Raw genomic sequence first — 19,929 nt, 5'->3', positions numbered from 1 at the left:
TATGGCGACTGCTAATATAAAGGTTACTCTTCTATGCCCAATTGAAAAAGTGTGGAATAAGGTAACTGATTTAAATGATTTTGCTTGGCGGAGTGATTTAATAAGTATAAGAATTATAGATGAGAATAAATTTGTGGAAATTTCTAAAGATGGAACTGAAACATATTTTAAAGTTACAGAATGTATTCAAAATCAAAGTTGGGCATTTGAAATAGAAAATGAAAATATCAAAGGAAATTGGACAGGGAAATTTTATTCTCATGGAGATAGAACAACTTTAGATTTTACCGAAAATATTGTGTCTAAAAAATTCATATTTAAGCTTTTTGTAGGGTTATATTTGAGGAAGCAACAGCAATTGTATTTTAAAGATTTAAAGAAAGCATTAAATTGTGAAGAAGCTAGCTCATAGTCGCGTGTAACTTGGGTTGCAAACCCAATAAAATTAGAGGCTGCCTGAAAGGTTGGGTTTTCAACCCAATCCACATACCGGAAATATCTGAGCCGGCACAACACATTACATAAGTCAGGCATTCATGTCCGACAACATTCAGAAATACAACGCAATGTGAGGCATAAATGCCCGATCTACGAATTATGCAAGATACGAAAGCCAACACAAAAAGCCTGCTTGAACCCCGCAACCGTTACCGCCTAACCAAACTCGGCGAACAAATGGCGCGGCTGCCCATCGACCCGAAGGTTGCCCGCATTCTGCTGGCGGCGCAAAAGCACGACTGTATGGCGGAAATACTTGTTATCGTGTCCGCCCTATCGATTCAAGACCCGCGCGAGCGGCCGCTCGAAACCCGCGAGGCGGCGAATAAGGCGCACGAACGCTTTACCGACAAGCAGTCCGATTTCCTCGCCTACCTCAATATTTGGGACAGCTTCCAGCGCGAGCGCGACAAAGGTTTGTCTAACAAGCAACTGGTGCAATGGTGCCGCCAATATTTCCTTTCCCACCTGCGGATGCGCGAGTGGCGCGAACTGCACCACCAGCTTGCCGACATTGCCGTGGAAATGGGTTTGACCACCAAAGAGCAGGCTTTCAGACGGCCTCCTGCACAACCGCAATTGCCGTCTGCGACCGCAGGAAGTCCCTTGGGGAAAAACACCGGCGATCAAGATTTATCAGCCAAACTCAAACAAAAACAACTGGATAAAAAACAGCGTCGCGCCCACATCCGTGCCGCTAAAGAAGCGGGCTACGAACAAATCCACCGCGCCCTGCTGACCGGCCTGATTGCCAATGTCGGCATGAAATCGCCCGACGGCCATGACTACACCGGCGCGCGCGGCGCGCACTTTCATTTGTTCCCCGCCTCCGCCCTGTTCAAGTCCAAACCCAAGTGGGTAATGGCGGCCGAACTCACCGAAACCACCCGCCTTTATGCCCGCGATGTCGCCGCCATCCAGCCCGAATGGATCGAACAGGAAGCCCCGCACCTCGTGCGCTACCATTATTTCGAGCCGCATTGGGAGCAGAAACGCGGCGAAGTCGTCGCCAGCGAACGCGTTACCCTCTATGGGCTTACCGTGCTGCCGCGCCGCCCAGTCGCCTACGGCAAAGTCGCCCCCGAAGAAGCCCGCGAAATTTTTATCCGCGGCGCATTGGTGGCGCAGGAATGCAATCTTCAGACGGCCTTTTTTATCCACAACAAAAAACTGATTAAAGAAATCAGTGAGTTGGAACACAAGTCGCGCAAGCAGGACGTGTTGGTGGACGAAGAAGCCTTGTTTGAGTTTTACAATCAGCGTTTACCGCAGTTTTACGAGCCGTCTGAAAAGGTAGGTCGGGCCTCCTTGCCCGACAACATAGGCCTGTCTGAAAACGTAGGTCGGATTCTTGAATCCGACAACACGATAAAAACAAAGGCAGATACGATACCGGATACCAATATCCGACCCACTCAAAATCCCCCCGTTTCAGACGGCCTTTCAGGTAGCCCGCATCACACAGGCCGTCTGAAAAACCCATTGCCCCTTGCCGACATTCGCACCTTCCAAAGCTGGCTCAAAACCGCCGAGCGCGACAACCCGCGCCTGCTGTTTCTCACCCGCGAAGACCTCATGCAGCACGCCGCCGCGCACATCACCGAAGCCCAGTTCCCCCACCATTGGCAAAACAGCGACGGCAAATTCAAACTCAGCTACCGCTTCGAGCCGCACCACCCACTCGACGGCGTAACCCTTACCCTGCCGCTCACCGTGCTCAACCGCCTCCACGCCCCCGCGCTCGAATGGCTCGTGCCTGGCATGTTGCGCGAAAAATTGCAACTGCTTATCAAAGCCCTGCCCAAACAAATCCGCCGCATCTGCGTGCCCGTGCCCGACTTCATCACACAATTTTTAGAAAGCAATCCCAACCGCCAAGAGCCGATCATCCCCCAGCTTGCCCGCTTTATCGCCAAAACCGCCGGCAACATGCGCCTGCTCGAGCAAATCAACCAAGACGAATGGAGCGCGTTCAAACTGCCCGAGCATTGCTATTTCAACCTACGCATCATCGATGACGGCGGCCAAGAGCTTGCCACCGGCCGCGATTTAGCCAAACTCCAACAAGAGCTCGGCCAAGCCGCCGCCGTAACCTTCCGCGACAACACCCAAGAATTCGAGCGCGACAACCTCACCAACTGGGACATCGGCACGCTACCTGAAAGCATCAAATTCGCCCGCGGCAAACAACAGCTCACCGGCTATCTCGGCCTGCAAAAAGAAAAAAACAACACCATCGCCCTGCGCCTGTTCGACACCCCCGAAGCCGCCGAACAAGCCCACCGGCAAGGCGTGATCACTCTTATGCAGCTCCAGCTCAAAGAGCACATGAAAGATCTCAACAAAGGCATACAAGGCTTTACCCAAGCCGCTATGCTGCTCAAACACATCAGCGCCGACACCCTGCGCGACGACCTCACCGCCGCCATCTGCGACCGCGCCTTTATCGGCGACGACGAGTTGCCCCGCAGTGAAAAAGCCTTCAAAGAACAAATCAAACGCGCCCGCAGCCGCCTGCCCGCCGTCAAAGAAGCCATGAGCCGCTACCTGCAAGACACCGCCGCCGCCTACGCTGAACTCAACGGCAAACTCGGCAAACACCCGCTCACCCACCTGCTGCGCGAACGCACCCAAACCCTGCTGTCCGCCGGATTCGCCGGCCGCACCCTCTGGAGCCAATGGCCGCGCCTACCCGTCTACCTCAAAGCCATGACCCTGCGCATGGAAAAATACAGTACCAACCCCGCCCGCGACCAAGCGCGCGAAGCCGATATTCAGGAATTGGAACAGATGTGGCGGGAAAAAGTAGAATCGCTGGCCAAACAAAACCAACCCGTTTCAGACGGCCTGAAAGCATTTCAATGGCAGATGGAAGAACTGCGCGTATCGCTGTTTGCACAGGAGTTGAAGACACCGTATCCGGTGTCGGTGAAGAGGTTGATGAAGGAATGGGAAAATGTCAAATAAACACTGACAACTCTTTTAAAGGTAGAATCTCATGAATTTAAAATCACTAGGAGAATACCTATGAACAAATTAGAAACGAAAATTACTCATTCGGGAGTACAAAATCATTTCAAAAATACAGAGCCTGAACAAGCTATAATTGAGCTAGCTTGGAACGGTTTCGATGCCAAAGCTAAAAATGTTGATATTATTTTAACTAGAAGTAAACTGGATGGTTTACAGGCAGTAACAGTGCTTGATGATGGGATTGGTATCGATATAGATAACATTCAGGACAATTTTGGTAAATTTAATGATTCTTCCAAAAAAGACAATGTTGAACAACATGGGTCTCGTGGTAGAGGACGCTTGGCTTTTCATAAGCTTGCAAACAAGGCTGATTGGTACACCAAGAATAAATTTGGTAAGCAAGCTAGGATTAGCATTAATAGTATCGATCTTATCCAATGTCCTTGGATTGAATTACAAGACACTACTCAACATTTATCTTTAAAAAATAAAAATACTGGAACATGTGTTGAATTGAATGAAATATTTCCGAGAGTTAGTATAGACGACAAACAATTAATAGAGAAACTATCTATTGAGTTTGGTTGGTTCCTTGCGCTACATGATACGCATACCCTAAAGCTTGGCTCTAATGTAATTAAAGCGCCTTCGCATGAATTATTTACTCATCAAATCTTAATTGATGGACATAAATTTGAGGTTAAACTTTTTTTATGGGATAAGAAGCCTACATCAGAGAAGTCATATATTTACCTTTTGAATAGTTACGATAAAGTTGTTTATAAAAAGTTGAGTAGTTTTAATAAAAAACCTGACTTTTACATCAGTATATATATTATTTCAAAATGGGCTGATAACTTCTCGACTCACGGTAATGATTTATTATCAGAAAAACCTATTTACACTCCATTGTCAGAGACATGGAAAAAAGTAGAGAGTGAATGTACTGAATTTACAAGGAAAATATACAATGATTTTCTAAAATCTATTGTTGAGGAAAAAATTGCCCAATTTGAAAAGAATGGTATCTTTCCCGACTATAAAGATATTTTGAGTATTGAACAAAAAGAATGGCGTAAAGAAAACACTAAACAGTTAGTACGTGAATTATATTTGGCAGATCCTAAAATTTTCAGTAATTTAAACAAAAAGCAGCAAAAAATTATCATTCAATTACTTGATAGATTATCTATTTCAAATGAAAATGATGGATTAATTGATATTATTGAAAATGTTTTAAACTTAGATCAAGAGAATACTAAAAAACTAGCGCAACAAATTTCCAAATCTAAACTAGAGCATATTATTAGCACAATAGAAATTTTGCAACGTAGAGAAAATGTTGTTCATAAGTTAAGAGAAATTATGAATATTCATTATAAAGAAGTTTTGGAAACTCCTGACCTTCAAGGAATTATAGAAAATAATACCTGGTTGTTTGGAAATGCCTATGAAACTATTGGGGCAGAAGAAGATAATTTTACAAAAAATGCTTATTCTTTGAGGAATACGGTGCCAGATATTTTTAGGAAAGTAACTCAAGAGGATTTAGATGGTGAAAATCTTGATACAGAAGAACTAGAAGGAATTCAAAGGCAAGTAGATTTATTTTTAGCACGAAAGGTTCCATTTGTATCGCCAACAGGAAAAAAATTTTTAGATGTATTATTATAGAAATTAAGCGCCCCTCAATTGCTTTAAACTATACTCATCTAAGACAGTTAGATGACTATAAAAGGATACTACAAAATCACCCTGAATTTAGTAGTGAAAATTTATATTTTGAGTTAATTCTTATTGGTAGAAAAATATCAAGCTCAGATACTGAAATTCGTGGACGCATTAATTCTTTAAAAAATAAATTAGAGCCTGGGTTGGTAACGGATGATGATAGATTTAAGTGCTATGTAAAAAATTGGTATTCATTATTAGATGAATTTGATTTAATAAATGGTTATTTATTAGAAAATCTCAAAACTCGACGAGAAAATCTTGGTAATTTTTCTGCAAAAGACCTAATTACAGATTTACATCAACAATCCCTATAATACAGCCAGCGTAGCCTGTATGTAGCGTGTGTGCCATCGGCACGCACGCGTTGTTTGCACTTCTTATAATCGCGTGCGTGGCTTACGCCACACACCCTACCAGTCATGATGCGGCAATTGATCTGTGGGTGGTGTTGAAAAAGGTCGGGTTGTTTACACTTTTTATGCTAAACAGCTTTTGTTTTTTGCGGAAATGATTGTTTCGTGATTTTTGAGCATTATCAAGAACTACGCGGCTTCGCCGTGCCTATCGGCATTCTTGACAACCCTCAAAAATCCCAAAATGGGTCTTCATGCAAAAAACAAAAAGTGTAAACAACGCTGTTAATTTCTACAGTTTTAAGGCCGTCTGAAAACACTTTCCATCAGCTTTTCAGACGGCCTTGTCTTACCTGCAATCTAAGCAGATACCGCTGCCAAGATATAATTTTTCCTTTGTTCGATATTGCTTACGGTTATTTCAGTCTTTCAGGTAGCCTTGCTAGAATGGCTTTTTAATTGAAAAAACCGGAGAGGAAATCATGGCCCGTTTAACTGTGCATAGTGTCGAATCCGCACCTGAGGCGGCAAAAGGTCGTGTGGAAACGGCTCTGAAAAACAACGGCTTTTTGCCGAACCTGATTGGCGTATTGGCCAATGCGCCGGCGGCCTTGGCGATGTATCAGGAAGTGGGTGCATTAAATGCCACCACCAGCCTGACTGCGGGCGAGCGAGAGGTGGTGCAGATTACGGCGGCGGTGCTGAATGAGTGTGGTTTCTGCAAAGCAGGGCATACTGCTTTGAGTACGAAAAAGAATTTGCTCGACCCGCAAGCGATTGAGGCTTTGCGCAATACGCAGGCCTTGGCAGACCCCAAGCTCAACCGCTTGGCCTTGTTTACCCAAGCAGTAATGGCAAACAAAGGCAATGTGGGCGATGCCGAGTTGCAGGCGTTTTTTGATGCGGGGTATAACGAGCAACAGGCTTTGGAAGTGGTGTTGGGCGTGGCGTTGGCCACTTTGTGCAATTATGCGAATAATCTGGCACGCACGGAAATCAACGAGCAATTGCAACCTTTTGCTTGATCAAGTTGTTGGGTTGTTTGAAGAGGCCGTCTGAAAGATTTTTTTCAGACGGCCTTATCTTTGAGTGGGCGAAACGGGGCGTGCGCTCAGCGCTTCGAATAAGTTGGATCAGTGCTTTCAGGTAGCCTGAAACGTGAAATCCATGCCCCGCAGAGGTTTAACCAGCGATTGCGGGCACTGTGCTCCGCTTGGTATGGATTTTCATCCCGCTCTGGTGAACGCAGGGCGGGACGTGTTTGGCCATCGGTTTGCCGTTGCCGGCTTAGCGTACTAAGGCCAGCAGTTCTTGGCCGAGAAAGCCGCCTTTGGCAACACCGGGCAGGGTGAAGAAATAGCCGCCGCCGAAGGGGCTGATGTATTCCTCCAAAGGTTCGAAATCGAGCAGTTTTTGCACAAAGATAAAGCCGTCGCTCAGGTTGGCCTGATAGCAGATAAACACCAAGCCCACATCGAGCTGGCCGGATTTGGCGAGGCCGCGCGAGTAGTTGAAGGGGCGGCGGAACAGTTGGTGGCGCTTGAGGAATTCAGGATCGCGCGGGTTGGCCAGGCGCATGTGACTGTCTTTGGGAATCACCCCGCCGGCAGGGTCTTTGCCGTAGTCGGGGGCGTCGTGCTCGTATTTCATGCCCAAGGGGGCACCGCTGTATTTTTCGCGGCCGAAAATGGTTTCCTGCTCCTGCAGCGGGGTGCGGTCCCAAAATTCGACGAAGTGGCGGATCAGGCGCACGGCCTGGTAGCTGCCGTTTTTGGCCCAGGCTGGTTCGTCCAAGCTGTTTTCCGCCACACCGGTCCACACAACCGCATCGGCGGTTTCGGAGCGGCTCACGTCGGGATTGGCCGAGCCGTCGTGGAAGCCGAGCAGGTTGCGGGCGGCGGAGCCGGGCGGCGATTTGGGCAGAAAGCCGTCGATGCACCAGCGGATCACAGCCAGTTGGGCGGTGTTTTTGATGATGTCGCGCAGGGCGTTTTGGCAGGTTTCGGGGGTGAAGGCGCAGATTTGCAGGCTGATGTCGCCGTCGCACCACTCGGCGGCCAGTTTGTCGTTGGGAAAACTTTTCATTTCCTGCAGGTGTTTGGGCTTGTGCGCCGCCAAGCCGTAACGCTCGTCAAATAATGAGGCGCCCACGCTGAGGGTAACGGTTAGTCCGTCGGGGCGGATGATTTTGCCGAGGATGCCGCTGCCGGCCGGCGGCAGTTTGGCGTCGCCGTCTTGCAGCTCGCCGCCTTGGCTGAGGAATTCGATGCGGGCGGTGAGGGTGCGGAACAGGGTTTCCAATTCTTTCGGGGTGTTGGCCAGCACGTCGAATGCGGCCATGATGCCGAATTGTTGGTGGGGCGTGGTGATGCCGGCCTGATGGGTGCCGTAGCAGTCGTAGCGGTGGGGGGAGTGTTCGCTGTTGCGGGCGTCGCCGACGGGTGTGGCCGAATGCTGGGTGGTTTCGTCACGCTCGCGCGGCCACATCAAGCCGCCGGCCGCGCCGATGGCGGCGCCGGCGCCAACGGCGGCAACGGTTTTGAAGAGTTGGCGTTTGGAGGGGGATTCGGGTGTGTTCATGGTGGTGTTGGCGTGAAAGAAAACAGCCAATCCGCTACGGGGAGGATTGGCCGGGTGGGGAGGATTTCAGGTAGCCTGATGGTGTCGGCCAGGCTACCTGAAAAGCGGGGGCACAGATTATTTCAATCCTAAGGTGCCGCGCAATTGGGCCAAATCTTCTGCCAAGGCGTTGATCGGCGCTTGTAAGGCTTTGCGGTCGGCTTCGCTCAATTTGTCGTAGGTGGCAAAGCCGTCGGCGGTTTTGTATTTGCCCAGCGTGTCGTTGACCGCTTTGAAGTTGGCGTCCACTTTGTCGAGCAGGGCTTGGTTTTTCTCGGCAATCAAGGGGCGGAACAAATCGACAATCTTCATGGCGCCTTCCACGTTGGCGTTGAAGTCGCTCAAGTCGGTGTGGCTGTAGCGGTCTTCTTCGCCGCTGATTTTGCTGCCGGCCACTTCCTCAATCAGCACGGCTGCACCGCCCACCACTTTGCTGGGCGGGAAGGTGAGGACGTCGATTTCGGCTTTCAGTTTTTTCACATCGCTTTCCAAACGGTCGGCAATGTCTTTCACGCCGTCGGTGGATTTTTCAATCCACAGGGCGTATTCGATGCGGTGGAAACCGGTGAATTCGGGGTCGGTGGGGCCGGCTTTGTAGTCGTCTTCGCGCGCGTCGATGGCCGGATCCAGCTCATTAAACAGCTCGGCAATCGGTTCGATGCGCTCGTAGTGGGTGCGGACATCGGCAAACATGGCTTTGGCTTTGTCGATTTCGCCGGCTTTCACCGCAGCCACGAAAGCGCCGGTTTTGCTGACCAGCTGTTCGGCCTCGGCCTGAACATAGGTTTTGTAGTCGGCCAAAGGTTGGGCCAGCTTTTCCATATCGGCTTCGCCGGCGGTTTGCTTGAAGCCGCTGTCGGTGACGGTCAGTTTGCCGCGCGGATTGTTGAGCAGGCCGCAGGTCATGGCGTATTCGCCGGGCAGCAGGGTAACCGTCATTTTGTCGGACAGGCCGGGGGCAATGTTTTCGCGCTCGTCCACCACCATCACGCCGTTGAGGATTTCCCACTCCAGCTTGCGGCCGCTGTTGTTTTTGATTTGGAACACCACTTCGCCGCTGGGCACGGTGAGTTCCATCGGCTCGCAGGCTTGGTCGTTTACGGCAATATTCACGCTGCCGTCGGCATTGGCGGCGGCGCCTGAGGCGGCCGGCGTTTCGGCGGGTTTTTCTGCGGCGGGCGGTTGGCAGGCGCTCAGGCCGAAGGCGGCCAGCACGGCCAAGGCGGTCAGATTCAGTGTTTTCATACAAACCTCATGTTTATCGGACAGGTTCAGGAGAGGCGGCCGCCGGGCGGCTGCCGCGTAAAAACAGGTATAAAACGGGAATCAGGTAGGCGAAGTACAGCACGAAATCGCTGAGCAGCGGGTGATGGGTATAGCCGAAAAAGCCGCCCAGCAACACGCCCAAGGGGCTGTCTTCGTGCAGATAGGCCGACCAATCCAGCGGCATCGGAGAAGACCAATCAAACGGGTTGACCTGCCAAAGATTCCAAACGCCGGCTTCATGCAGGGCGCGGAAGGCGCCGGCAAACAAACCGGCGGCCACAAAAATCAGGAACACGCCGGTCCAGCGGAAGAATTTGGCCAGATTGATGCGCATGCCGCCTTGATAAATCAGCCAGCCGATGACGACGGCCAGCACCAAGCCCCAAACCGCGCCTAGCGGCATATGCCAGCTTGGGCTTTGCTGGAAAACGGCGAGTAGGAAAAACACGCTTTCCAAACCTTCGCGCGCCACGGCCAAAAAGGCCATGCCCACCAAAGCCCAGCCGTGGCCGTTGCCGCGTTGCAAGGCGGTTTGAACCGACTGCTGCAGCTCTTGTTTCATGGAGCGGGCGGCTTTCTGCATCCATAAAATCATATAAGTGAGCAGGCCGACAGCCACTAAGCCGATCAGGCCGACCACCAATTCCTGCTGTTTCTGAGGGATTTCGCCGGTTTGACGGTGGATGACCCAGCCCAAACCAACACACAACAAAGCCGCCAGGCCCACGCCCAGCCAAACTTTGGGCATCAGGTGGGTGTAGCCGGAGTGCTTTAAAAAGCCGGCCACGATGCCGACAATCAAGGCAGCTTCTATGCCTTCGCGCAGGGTGATCAGTAGGGCGATCAGCATGGGCGGAGTCCTTGTGAACGAAGATTTGATTATAGAACTCTAAATATATTGAATGCAAATTATTTTCAAATGTATTACGGGCTTGAGCGATAAAAGCGATATGGATGAATCAGGATGAGCGGGAGCTGCGTTGCAACCGGCTGGGTGGTGACTGTGGCCGATAGATATCATGCCGGGCGCAGAAAACTGAGATGGTGCGGAGTCGGTGAAGCGGTGAGAAAGGGGGCCATGAGGTTTGTTTGCAAAAAAAAGGCTACCTGAAAAGCATGGGGGCTTTTCATGTAGCCTGTTGTACCGCAGGGTTTACCAAATATCGGATTTGATTTTGCGGTTTAGGCCGGGGTGTTCGGCAATTTTGAATTCCGGCGTTTTGCCGCGCTTGAGCTGGTTGCGGTAGTCGGTGAGCAGCAGCTTCACGTAGGGCGATAGCCAGAGGATGGCGATCAGGTTGATCAGCGCCATGATGCCCATCGACAAATCGGCCAAGTCCAGCACCAGGCCGAGCTCTTGGGCGGCGCCGAAGAACACCATGCCCAATACCAGCAGGCGGAAAATCAGCACCACGGTCGGGTTGTTGCGCATGAATTGCACATTGCTCTCGGCGTAAGCGTAGTTGCCGATGATGGTGGTGAAGGCGAACAGGAACAGCAAAACGGCCAGCAAATGCGGCGCGATGCTGCCGATTTGTTGTTGCAGGGCGGCTTGGGTGATTTGAGCGCCTTTGAGGGCCGGATCCAGATTGTCGGCCAGCAGGATGATGAAGGCCGAGCAGGAGCAGATAATCAGGGTGTCCACAAACACGCCCAGCATCTGAATCAGGCCTTGGCTGGCCGGATGTTTGGTGTCGGCGGCGGCGGCGGCGTTCGGGGCGGAACCCATGCCGGCTTCATTTGAATAAAGGCCGCGTTTGACACCGTTCATCATGGCAATCGAAATAAGGCCGCCCAAGAAGCCGGAGCCGACGGAGCGGAAGTCCAGCGCTTCGCTGACGATCAATTCGAATACGCGCGGTACTTCACCGATGTTGGTGATGATCACATACAAGGCGATCAACAGCCATAAGGCCGCCATAAACGGCACCAGGCCGGAGGCAATCTGCGCCACACGTTTGATGCCGCCGAAAATAATCGGCGCAGTGGCCAAAACCAGCAGGCCGCCCATCATGGGTTTGTCGATGCCCCAAGCCAGCTGGGCGGCATCGGCAATCACATTGGCCTGCAGGGCATTGAACACGAAACCGAAGGTGGCAATCAGGCTCAAAGAGAAGAGCACGGCCATCCATTTTTGTTTCAGGCCTTGGCTGATGTAATAGGCCGGGCCGCCGCGGAAACGGCCGGTTTCGGCGTCGCGCACTTTAAACAGCTGGGCCAGCGAGGATTCGGCAAAGGCCGAGCTCATGCCGACCAAGGCGGTGATCCACATCCAAAACACCGCGCCGGCGCCGGTCAGCCCCAGTTCGGGGTTGCGGGCGGAGGTGATGGCGATGGAGACGCCGACCACGTTGCCCATGCCGACGCGGCTGGCCAATCCGGTCACGAAGGCCTGAAACGGGGTAATGCTTTGGGCGCCTTTTTCGGCATGCCGTCCGCCCAGCATCTCGCGCACGCTGGGCGCAAACATGCGGATTTGCACGAAACCGGTGTAGAGGGTGAAAAAGAGGCCGGTGCCGATTAGCAGAATAATCAGCACTTCGTTCCATAGCAATCCGTTGAGCTTGTTGACTTGAGCGGTCAGCCACGGGATGAATTCGTCTGTCATCTAAAGGGGTCCTTTTGATTGTCTGTCATGCTGTGATGCTGTTGCGGGCCGTTGACTTGGGCCGTTTGGCGGCGATGCGGTCCACATGGTTTCAAACGGGCGGATTTTAATCCAATTTAATCGCTGCCTGCGTTTTCTTTACATAGGTGTAGGATGGGAAATCCGGCCGCGAAAAAGCCTCCGCATGGCGGAGGCTCGGTTGAATCCAAGAGGATTATTTCAATTTGGTTTCTTTGTACATCACGTGCTTACGGGCAACCGGATCGAATTTTTTGATTTCCAGTTTGCCGGGCATGGTGCGTTTGTTTTTGGTCGTGGTGTAGAAGTGACCGGTACCGGCAGATGATTCCAATTTGATTTTGTCGCGCATTGTTCTGTTTCCTTAGGGGCAAGGGTGAAAATTAAGCTTCGCCGCGAGCGCGCAGGTCAGCCAGAACGGCGTCGATGCCGACTTTGTCGATGGTGCGCAGGGCGGCATTGGAAATGCGCAGACGCACCCAGCGGTTTTCGCTTTCAACCCAAAAACGGCGTGTTTGCAGATTCGGCAAAAAACGACGTTTGGTTTTGTTGTTGGCGTGTGATACGTTGTGGCCGGACATCGGGCGCTTGCCGGTCACTTTGCAAACTCGTGCCATGGTTAATCTCCAAACTTCTAAAAAAGTAAAACGCGGTTTATACCATAAAAAACATATCGGATTCAAGCAGGCGACGATGAGGCTACCTGAAAACGCCATGGTGCGGCCGGAAATTGTTGCGTTTAACAAACAACGCCGTACGCCGAGCGTTTTCAGGTAGCCTGAGACCTGTGCAACACCGCCAGATGTGGATGCCGTGCAAGGCAAGCGAGCGAGCAGTAACCATAGGGCCTAAACGCACAAGGCAGAAATGCACCGCAGATGGGGGTTTTGCAAGGGTCTCAGCCTATTGGGCGCTTGGGGCGCTGCGCTGCTCGAGGCCGCCGCCCAAGGCTTTATACAGATCGGCCAGGTTTTCCAACATCTTCAGCCGGTTGCCCAACACGGCGTCGGCGGCGGCGTAGCTGCTGCGTTCGGCATCCAAAACATCGAGCGAGCTGGAAACGCCGTGGCGGTAGCGCAGGCGGATCAGGCGCAGTCGGTCGTTATAGGCTTTTTGGGTGTGCAGGTTGGCTTCATATTGCTGCTGCAGGGTTTCCCGCGCCACTAAGGCATTGGCAACGTCTTGGAAAGCCGATTGCACCGCTTTTTCGTAGGCGGCCACGGCGGAATGCTGGCGGATTTGAGCCACGTCTAAGCTGGCGCTCAGGCGGCCCCAGTTGAAGATGGGCAGGTGGATGGTGGGCGAGAAGGCCCAAGTGCGGTTGGCGCCGCTGAACAGATTGCCCAAATCGTTGCTGCCGGTGCCGATGCTGCCGGTGAGGCTGATGCTGGGGAAGAAGGCGGCGCGGGCAGCGCCGATGTTGGCGTTGGCTTGGCGCAGATTGTGCTCGGCGGCGCGGATGTCGGGGCGGTTTTGCATCACTTCGGAGACCAGTCCGGCGGGCAGGCGGCTGATGCGGAATTGGCGCGACAAGGGCAAGCCGGCCGGCAGATGATCGGGCAGCGGGCGGTTGATCAGCACCACCAAGGCGTTGCGCGCCTGTTCGCGCGCCCGCACGGCGGCGGCATGGTCGGCCTTGGCCGATTCGATGAGGGCTTCCATTTCGCGCAGATTCACGGCGGAAATCACGCCGGCGCGGTGTTGCAGCTGATAGAGGCGGTAGCTTTCCTGGCGGCTTTGCAGCACCTGTTCGGTCAGCTTGATGGATTCTTCGGCATAGCGTTCGTTGAAATAGGCTTTGGCCACGGCGGCCACCAGACTCAACTGGGCGGCATCGCGGGCGGCTTGGCTGCTGAAATAACCTTGCAGGGCGGCCTGATTGTTGCTGCGGGCTTTGCCGAACAGGTCGAGTTCGTAGGCGGCCACGCCCAGGCCGACGGAATAGGAGGCGGCGATATAGGATTGGCCGCTGGGGCTGAGGTCTTGCGCGATGCGCGCGCGGTTGCCGGCTGCGGTGGCGTTGAGGCCGGGCAGGGAGGCGGAGCGGGTGATGGCGTATTGGGCGCGGACGGCTTCGGTGTTCAGCGCGGCCATGCGCAAGTCGGGGTTGTTGGCCAGTGCCAGCTCGATCAGGCTGTGGAGACGCGGGTCGGCGAAGTAGTCGGCCCAGCCGACGGCGGCAGCCGGTGTTTGGCCGGCGGCGTAGTCGTAACGGAAGGTGGCGGGCACCTCCACTTGGGGCTGTTGGTAATCGGGCGCCAGCGTGCAGGCCGAGAGAACGGCGGCAGCCAGGGCGGCGGATAAAGGAGCGGATAAGGTTTTCATAAATGCATTTCCGGGGGTTTCAGGTAGCCTCCATTCAGGGCGGGCTACCTGAAACCATAGGTGTTAAAGCTTTCAGGTAGCCTTTGGTATGCAGCGGAAGGCTACCTGAACAACCGTGGTTTTAATGTGGCCGGTGGGGCTGATCGGCGCTGGTGATGCCGTCGGTACGGGGCTTGCCCGGGAACAGCTTGCGCACCACCACATAAAACACCGGCACCAGGAATACCGACAGCAGGGTGCCGATGCTCATGCCCCAGAATACGGTGGTGCCGATGGCGCGTTGGCTGGCCGAGCTGGCGCCGGAGGCGAAGTACAGCGGCACCACGCCCAAGATGAAGGCGAAGGAAGTCATCAGAATCGGGCGGAAACGCAGGTGCGCCGCTTCTACCGCCGCTTCCAAGGCGCTTCTGCCTTGGGCCTGCAGGTCTTTGGCGAACTCAATAATCAGAATCGCGTTTTTCGCGCTCAAACCGATGACGGTAATCAGGCCGACTTGGAAATAGATGTCGTTGAGGTAGAAAATCGGAATGCCCAGTGTACCGTTGACGAGATTGCGGCCGGCCACGCCGAGCACGATGCCGAGGAAGCCCAAGGGCACCACGAGAATCACCGCCAAGGGCACCGACCAGCTCTCATACAGAGCCGCCAATACCAGGAAGACGGCCAAGATGGCGAAGGCGTACAGCAAAGTGGTTTGGGTGGAGCCTTTGGCCTGTTCGCGCGCCTGTCCTTTCCACTCCACGCTGTAACCGCCTTCCAGTTCGGCAGCCAGGCGTTCGATTTCCGCCATCGCGTCGCCGCTGGCGTAACCGCTGCCCACGCCGCTGCTCAAGGCCATGGCGGGGTAGCCGTTGAAGCGGGTGCTTTGCTCCATGCCGGTGGTCCACTCCGCCTTCATCACGGTGGACAAGGGCACGGCGGTGCCTTCGCCGTTGGGTACGGTCAGGGCCAGAATGCCTTCCGGCTGCATGCGGGTGGCCACGTCGGCCTGTACCATCACTTTCTGCAAACGGCCTTTATTGGGGAAGTCGTTGACATAGGCGCCGCCCAAGGCCGCTGCCAAGGTGGTGCGGATGGCCGCCATATTGATGCCTTGTGCGGCGGCCGCGTGGCGGTCGATTTCCAGTTTCAGCTGCGGCGAGTCTTCCAAGCCGGAGGCGCGGCTGTCGGTAAACATGGGGTTGCCGCGCATTTTGGCCAGCAGTTGGTTGCGGGCATTCAGCAGCGCGTCATGGCCGGAGTTGTTGCGGTCTTGCAGGTAAAACTCCAAGCCGCTGTTGCCCAATTCGCTGATGGGCGGCGGGTTGACGGCAATGGCAAAACCGTCTTTTACCGCGCCGCTCATCATCAGCTTGCCGGTGATGATGCGGGAAACAATCGAGGCTTCGCTGGCGATGCCGGGGCGGTCGTCCCAGTTTTTCAGCATCACGAAACCCATGGCCATATTTTGGCCGCTGCCGAAGAAGCTGAAGCCGGAAATGGTGATCATGTCCTGCACTTCGGGCGTGTCGCGCAGCACGCCTTCCACAGCCGCAATGGTGGCGTCGGTGCGCTCTTTGGAGGCGCCGGCCGGCAGCTGCATGCTGACCATGATGTAGCCTTGGTCTTCAGAAGGCAGGAAGGAAGTGGGGATGCGGGTGAACACAAACAGGCCGATGGCGGTCATCGCCACCCACAGCAGCATCATGCGGCCGCTGCGGCGCAACAGGCTTTGCACGCGGGTGGAGTAGCGCTGGGTCATGCGGTCGAATTTGCGGTTGAACCAGCCGAAAAAACCTTCAGTCATGCGCTTGAACCAGCCGAAGACGCCTTTTTTCTCTTCATGGTGGCCTTTGGGTATCGGCTTGAGCAGGGTGGCGCACAAGGCGGGGGTGAGCGTCAGCGCCAGGAAGGCGGAGAAGCCGATGGCAATCGCCATGGTGAGGGCGAACTGGCGGTAGATGTTGCCGGTGGCGCCGCTGAAAAAAGCCAGCGGGATAAACACCGATACCAGCACCGCGGTAATGCCGATCACGGCGCCGGAAATCTGCCCCATGGCTTTGCGGGTGGCCGGCAGCGGCGGCAGGCCTTCTTCGGCCATGATGCGCTCTACGTTTTCCACCACCACAATCGCATCGTCCACCACAATGCCGATCACCAGCACCATGGCAAACATGGTCAGCACATTGATCGACATCCCCAAGTAGTAGATGCCGGCAAAGGCGCCGAGCAGGGAGATCGGTACCACAATAGTGGGGATCAGGGTGTAGCGGATGTTTTGCAGGAAAATAAACATCACCGCGAATACCAACAGCATGGCTTCGCCCAAGGTGTACACCACTTTTTTGATGGAGATGTCCACAAAGGTGGAGGTGTCGTAGGGGGCCGACCATTTCATGTCGCCGGGGAAGAAGGCCTGCAGCTTTTCCATGCGCTCGCGCACCAGTTTGGCGGTGGCGGTGGCGTTGCCGCTGTTGGACAGCATCACGGCCACGCCCACCATCGGCCGGCCGTTGAGGCGGGTGCCCGAACTGTAGCTTTCGGAACCGATTTCCACCCGCGCCACATCGCGCAAATAAACATTGGCGCCGCTGCCGGTGCTTCTGAGTATAACGTTGCCGAATTCTTCAGGCGTACTGAGTTGGCCTTCCGCAGTGATGGTGGCGGTGATGGCCTGACCTTGGGCCGCCGGCAGAGAGCCGAGCGAGCCGGCGGAAATTTGGGCGTTTTGCGAACTGATGGCGGCGGAGACGTCGGCAAACGACAGATTGAAACTTTGCAGTTTGGCCGGATCCACCCATACCCGCATCGCGCGCTGGGCGGCAAACATGCGCACCGCGCCCACGCCTTCTAGGCGTTGCAGCTCCGGCACAATATTGCGCTGGGTGTAGTCGGCCATTTCGGACAAGTCTTGGCTTTCCGAAGAAATGGCCAAGACCATGAGAAAGTTGGAGCGCGATTTGGAAACGGTTACCCCATATTGCTGCACGGTGGCCGGCAAGGTGGACAGCACTTCGGACAGTTTGTTCTGCACATTCATTTGTGCAAAGTCTTCGTCCACATCAGGCTGGAAGGTGAGGGTAACCGAGCCGGAACCGCTGGAGTCGGCGGAGGTGGACATATAGTCCAGCCCTTCCACGCCGTTCATGCTGCGCTCGATGACCGCCAATACGCTGTCCTCCATCACTTGGGCAGACGCGCCGGGATAAGTGGCGTTCAGCGTGATGGTGGGGGCGGCCACCGAAGGATATTGGGACACCGGCAGTTTTTTGATGGCAAACACGCCGGCCAGAATGATGAAGATGGAAATCACCCAGGCGAACACCGGGCGGTCGATAAAGAATTTAGCCATGTGCCTGCCCCTTTATTTTGCGGCCGATGCGGCTTGGGCGTCGGAGGCGGGGGCTACCTGAAGCGCAGGTTCGGAGGCCGCGCCCACTTCTTGCGGCTGTACCTTTTCCGCGCCGAGCATGCCGGCAATCATGGTGCCGTTCACCACCACTTTGTCGCCGTCCTGCAGGCCGTCGGTCACAATCCAATGGCTGCCGTCTTGGCCGGAAATGGTGACCAGTTTCGGTTGCAGGCTGCCCTCGGCGTTGACCACCATCACGGTATCGGTTTTGCCGCGGGTAACCGCCTGTTGCGGCACTTTATAAGCACGGTTGATTTGCGCCTGCGGCAGGCTGGCGCGCACATACAGGCCGGGCAGCAGGATGTTGTCTTCGTTCGGCACTTCTACCCGCAAAGCCACTTGGCCGGTTTTTTGATCTACCGTGGGGTCGGCGAACAAGAGACGGCCTTTTTGCGGATACACGCTGCCGTCTTCCAGCAGGATGTCCACTTCCACCGCGCCGTTAACCGCCACCATGCGGCCTTCGGCGATTTCACGGCGCAGCTTCATGGTTTCGGCAGCCGATTGGGTGACATTCACATACATCGGATGGGTTTGCTGGATTCTGGCCAGTACGGTTGCCCCGCCGGCGGTGACCAAATTGCCTTCCGATACTTCGGAGCGGCCGATGTAGCCGGAAATCGGCGCGGTGATGCGGGCATGGTTCACATTGACCCGCGCCGAGCGGATGGCGGCACGGGCAGCGCTCACATTGGCTTCGGCCGCCCGTTTGGCGGCCACGGCGGCGTCATATTCCTGTTTGCTGATGGCATCCGCCTCTACCAGCGGGCGGTAACGGGCCAGGTCGGCATTGGCTTTGGCCAGCGCCGCTTCGGCGGAGGACAGCTGTGCGCGGGCGCTTTCCAAACCGGCGGCATAGGCGGCATCATCCAATTGGTACAACACTTGGCCGGCCTGCACATGGCTGCCTTCCTGGAACAGGCGGCGCAAAATAATGCCGCTGACTTGGGCGCGGACTTCCGAAGAGCGGTGCGGTTCCAAGCGGCCCGGCAATTCGGTGCGGACGGTGATGTCTTCGGCCTTAACGGTGGTCACGCCGACCACCGGCGGTTTTTTCTCGCCCTGCTGCGCCTTTTTATCGCCGCCGCAGGCCGCCAAAGTCAGCGCGGCGGCCACGGCCAAAATGTGCCAACGCACAGCGGATTGTCCAAACGGTTTGATGTATGCCATGTTTGATTACCTTGTTGATGTCAGTTGTTCCGCAACAGTTCGGATTGGAAAGATTTGCCGGTCAGGCTACCTGAAAAAGGTGCGGCCAAACCGGTTTAGGCCGCCCCGGGCGGTTCGGGGCAGCCGTTTGAAAAATCAAGCCGGCGCATTATACATACAACGATGTATGCTTTGCCACGCCAATTCTTCAGGTGTGGCAGCGGCGCGACGGCGCGTTGGCCGTTTGGGCGAAACGGTTTGGACAAGGCAGGCTGTGCATGACACAATTCCGTGAACCACTACCAAACGAGTTTGGCACAGCCATGAGAAAAACCAAAATCGAAGCCCAAAAAACGCGCCAGCACCTGCTGAAAGCAGCATTAGATACCTTCTATTTGCGCGGCATGACGCGTTCTTCTTTGAACGAGATTGCGCAAAATGCCGGTGTCACCCGAGGCGCGCTCTATTGGCACTTCAAGAATAAAGAAGATTTGTTCGAGAGTCTCTTTCAGCAGATGTTTACCGAGATTTCCGCCCAATTGGCCGAAGACATCGAGCGCGGCTCGCCGGATATTTGGCAAAGCTGGGAAGAGGCCACCATCAATATTTTCGTGCGTTTGGAGTCGGACGAAGTATTCCGAAAATTCTGCAACGTGTTGCATACCAAATGCGAATATACCGAGCAGAACCATTCCATCGTCAAAATCATGCGCAGTTACCAAGACATGTGGCAGCGCCAACTTTGCCAAGTGCTGGAACTGAGTTTGGCACAGAAAAAGCTGCCGGAAAATTTGGACCGCCGTTTGGCCGTCACTTATATGATGTCGGTTATCGTCGGGCTGATTGATATTTGGATGAATATGCCCGAGCAGTTTTCCGTCAGCCAAACCGCACCGCGCATCATCCGTTCGGCCATGGCTTCTTTGCAGAGCAGCCCTGAGTTTTTGTTGCCGGAGAAGGGGAAAAAAAGCAGTTGAGCGGACGGCTTGCTG

14 protein-coding genes are annotated in these 19,929 nt (G+C 54.3%); 5 read left to right on the top strand and 9 right to left on the bottom strand.

The window, feature by feature from the left end:
- Position 1: 1 nt before the first annotated feature.
- The 4 genes from H3L94_RS09995 to H3L94_RS09980 all read left to right on the top strand — a co-directional run bounded on the left by H3L94_RS09995 (position 2) and on the right by H3L94_RS09980 (position 6,586).
- Positions 2-412: an SRPBCC family protein gene (locus H3L94_RS09995; protein ID WP_085417670.1), complete on the top strand. Its 411-nt coding sequence runs from the start codon at positions 2-4 to the stop codon at positions 410-412.
- Between the two features lie 185 nt (positions 413-597).
- The gene (locus H3L94_RS09990) at positions 598-3,465 is read left to right on the top strand and encodes a DUF3418 domain-containing protein (protein WP_182121897.1); all 2,868 of its coding nucleotides are present in this window, start codon (positions 598-600) and stop codon (positions 3,463-3,465) included.
- Positions 3,466-3,525: 60 nt separating this feature from the next.
- Positions 3,526-5,148: an ATP-binding protein gene (locus H3L94_RS09985; protein WP_220457305.1), complete on the top strand. Its 1,623-nt coding sequence runs from the start codon at positions 3,526-3,528 to the stop codon at positions 5,146-5,148.
- A gap of 895 nt (positions 5,149-6,043) precedes the next feature.
- Positions 6,044-6,586, top strand: coding sequence for a carboxymuconolactone decarboxylase family protein (locus H3L94_RS09980; RefSeq protein WP_182121896.1), 543 nt, complete (start codon positions 6,044-6,046; stop codon positions 6,584-6,586).
- 262 nt (positions 6,587-6,848) lie between these two features.
- Here the strand turns inward: H3L94_RS09980 and efeB are convergent, their stop codons facing one another.
- The 9 genes from efeB to H3L94_RS09935 form a co-directional block, all read right to left on the bottom strand.
- On the bottom strand, positions 6,849-8,141 hold the full coding sequence (efeB, locus tag H3L94_RS09975) for an iron uptake transporter deferrochelatase/peroxidase subunit (protein WP_182121895.1): 1,293 nt from the start codon (positions 8,139-8,141) through the stop codon (positions 6,849-6,851).
- A 117-nt stretch (positions 8,142-8,258) separates the two neighbouring features.
- Entirely contained in the window at positions 8,259-9,425 is a 1,167-nt protein-coding gene (gene efeO / locus H3L94_RS09970) for an iron uptake system protein EfeO (protein ID WP_182121894.1), read from the bottom strand.
- 13 nt (positions 9,426-9,438) lie between these two features.
- A complete protein-coding gene (gene efeU / locus H3L94_RS09965; RefSeq protein WP_182121893.1) occupies positions 9,439-10,296 on the bottom strand; it encodes an iron uptake transporter permease EfeU in 858 nt (285 codons plus the stop codon).
- A 303-nt stretch (positions 10,297-10,599) separates the two neighbouring features.
- Positions 10,600-12,054, bottom strand: coding sequence for an alanine/glycine:cation symporter family protein (locus tag H3L94_RS09960; protein ID WP_182121892.1), 1,455 nt, complete (start codon positions 12,052-12,054; stop codon positions 10,600-10,602).
- A gap of 214 nt (positions 12,055-12,268) precedes the next feature.
- Positions 12,269-12,424 carry a 50S ribosomal protein L33 gene (gene rpmG / locus H3L94_RS09955; RefSeq protein WP_009117634.1) on the bottom strand — a complete coding sequence of 52 codons (156 nt, stop codon included), beginning with the start codon at positions 12,422-12,424 and terminating at the stop codon, positions 12,269-12,271.
- A 31-nt stretch (positions 12,425-12,455) separates the two neighbouring features.
- Entirely contained in the window at positions 12,456-12,689 is a 234-nt protein-coding gene (gene rpmB, locus H3L94_RS09950) for a 50S ribosomal protein L28 (protein WP_040660207.1), read from the bottom strand.
- 286 nt (positions 12,690-12,975) lie between these two features.
- Entirely contained in the window at positions 12,976-14,397 is a 1,422-nt protein-coding gene (locus H3L94_RS09945; protein WP_182121891.1) for an efflux transporter outer membrane subunit, read from the bottom strand.
- A 121-nt stretch (positions 14,398-14,518) separates the two neighbouring features.
- Positions 14,519-17,728 (bottom strand): efflux RND transporter permease subunit, encoded by a 3,210-nt coding sequence (locus tag H3L94_RS09940; RefSeq protein WP_182121890.1) that lies wholly within the window; start codon positions 17,726-17,728, stop codon positions 14,519-14,521.
- Between the two features lie 12 nt (positions 17,729-17,740).
- On the bottom strand, positions 17,741-18,958 hold the full coding sequence (locus tag H3L94_RS09935; protein ID WP_182121889.1) for an efflux RND transporter periplasmic adaptor subunit: 1,218 nt from the start codon (positions 18,956-18,958) through the stop codon (positions 17,741-17,743).
- A gap of 302 nt (positions 18,959-19,260) precedes the next feature.
- Here H3L94_RS09935 and mtrR point away from each other — a divergent pair, with 302 nt between their 5' ends.
- Entirely contained in the window at positions 19,261-19,914 is a 654-nt protein-coding gene (gene mtrR, locus H3L94_RS09930; RefSeq protein WP_182121888.1) for a multidrug efflux system transcriptional repressor MtrR, read from the top strand.
- The last annotated feature ends 15 nt before the right edge of the window (positions 19,915-19,929 follow it).

This window comes from Neisseria shayeganii (assembly GCF_014054965.1).
Taxonomy (GTDB): Bacteria; Pseudomonadota; Gammaproteobacteria; order Burkholderiales; family Neisseriaceae; genus Eikenella; species Eikenella shayeganii.
Note: the sequence above shows the minus strand (reverse complement) of the source record. Positions and strands in the feature narration are given on the sequence as shown.

Bases quoted from the DNA above. Each gene is read 5' to 3' on its own strand.
- H3L94_RS09995 (WP_085417670.1), top strand. From the start codon at position 2: ATGGCGACTGCTAATATAAAGGTTACTCTTCTATGCCCAATTGAAAAA.
- H3L94_RS09990 (WP_182121897.1), top strand. From the start codon at position 598: ATGCAAGATACGAAAGCCAACACAAAAAGCCTGCTTGAACCCCGCAAC.
- H3L94_RS09985 (WP_220457305.1), top strand. From the start codon at position 3,526: ATGAACAAATTAGAAACGAAAATTACTCATTCGGGAGTACAAAATCAT.
- H3L94_RS09980 (WP_182121896.1), top strand. From the start codon at position 6,044: ATGGCCCGTTTAACTGTGCATAGTGTCGAATCCGCACCTGAGGCGGCA.
- efeB (WP_182121895.1), bottom strand. From the start codon at position 8,141: ATGAACACACCCGAATCCCCCTCCAAACGCCAACTCTTCAAAACCGTT.
- efeO (WP_182121894.1), bottom strand. From the start codon at position 9,425: ATGAAAACACTGAATCTGACCGCCTTGGCCGTGCTGGCCGCCTTCGGC.
- efeU (WP_182121893.1), bottom strand. From the start codon at position 10,296: ATGCTGATCGCCCTACTGATCACCCTGCGCGAAGGCATAGAAGCTGCC.
- H3L94_RS09960 (WP_182121892.1), bottom strand. From the start codon at position 12,054: ATGACAGACGAATTCATCCCGTGGCTGACCGCTCAAGTCAACAAGCTC.
- rpmG (WP_009117634.1), bottom strand. From the start codon at position 12,424: ATGCGCGACAAAATCAAATTGGAATCATCTGCCGGTACCGGTCACTTC.
- rpmB (WP_040660207.1), bottom strand. From the start codon at position 12,689: ATGGCACGAGTTTGCAAAGTGACCGGCAAGCGCCCGATGTCCGGCCAC.
- H3L94_RS09945 (WP_182121891.1), bottom strand. From the start codon at position 14,397: ATGAAAACCTTATCCGCTCCTTTATCCGCCGCCCTGGCTGCCGCCGTT.
- H3L94_RS09940 (WP_182121890.1), bottom strand. From the start codon at position 17,728: ATGGCTAAATTCTTTATCGACCGCCCGGTGTTCGCCTGGGTGATTTCC.
- H3L94_RS09935 (WP_182121889.1), bottom strand. From the start codon at position 18,958: ATGGCATACATCAAACCGTTTGGACAATCCGCTGTGCGTTGGCACATT.
- mtrR (WP_182121888.1), top strand. From the start codon at position 19,261: ATGAGAAAAACCAAAATCGAAGCCCAAAAAACGCGCCAGCACCTGCTG.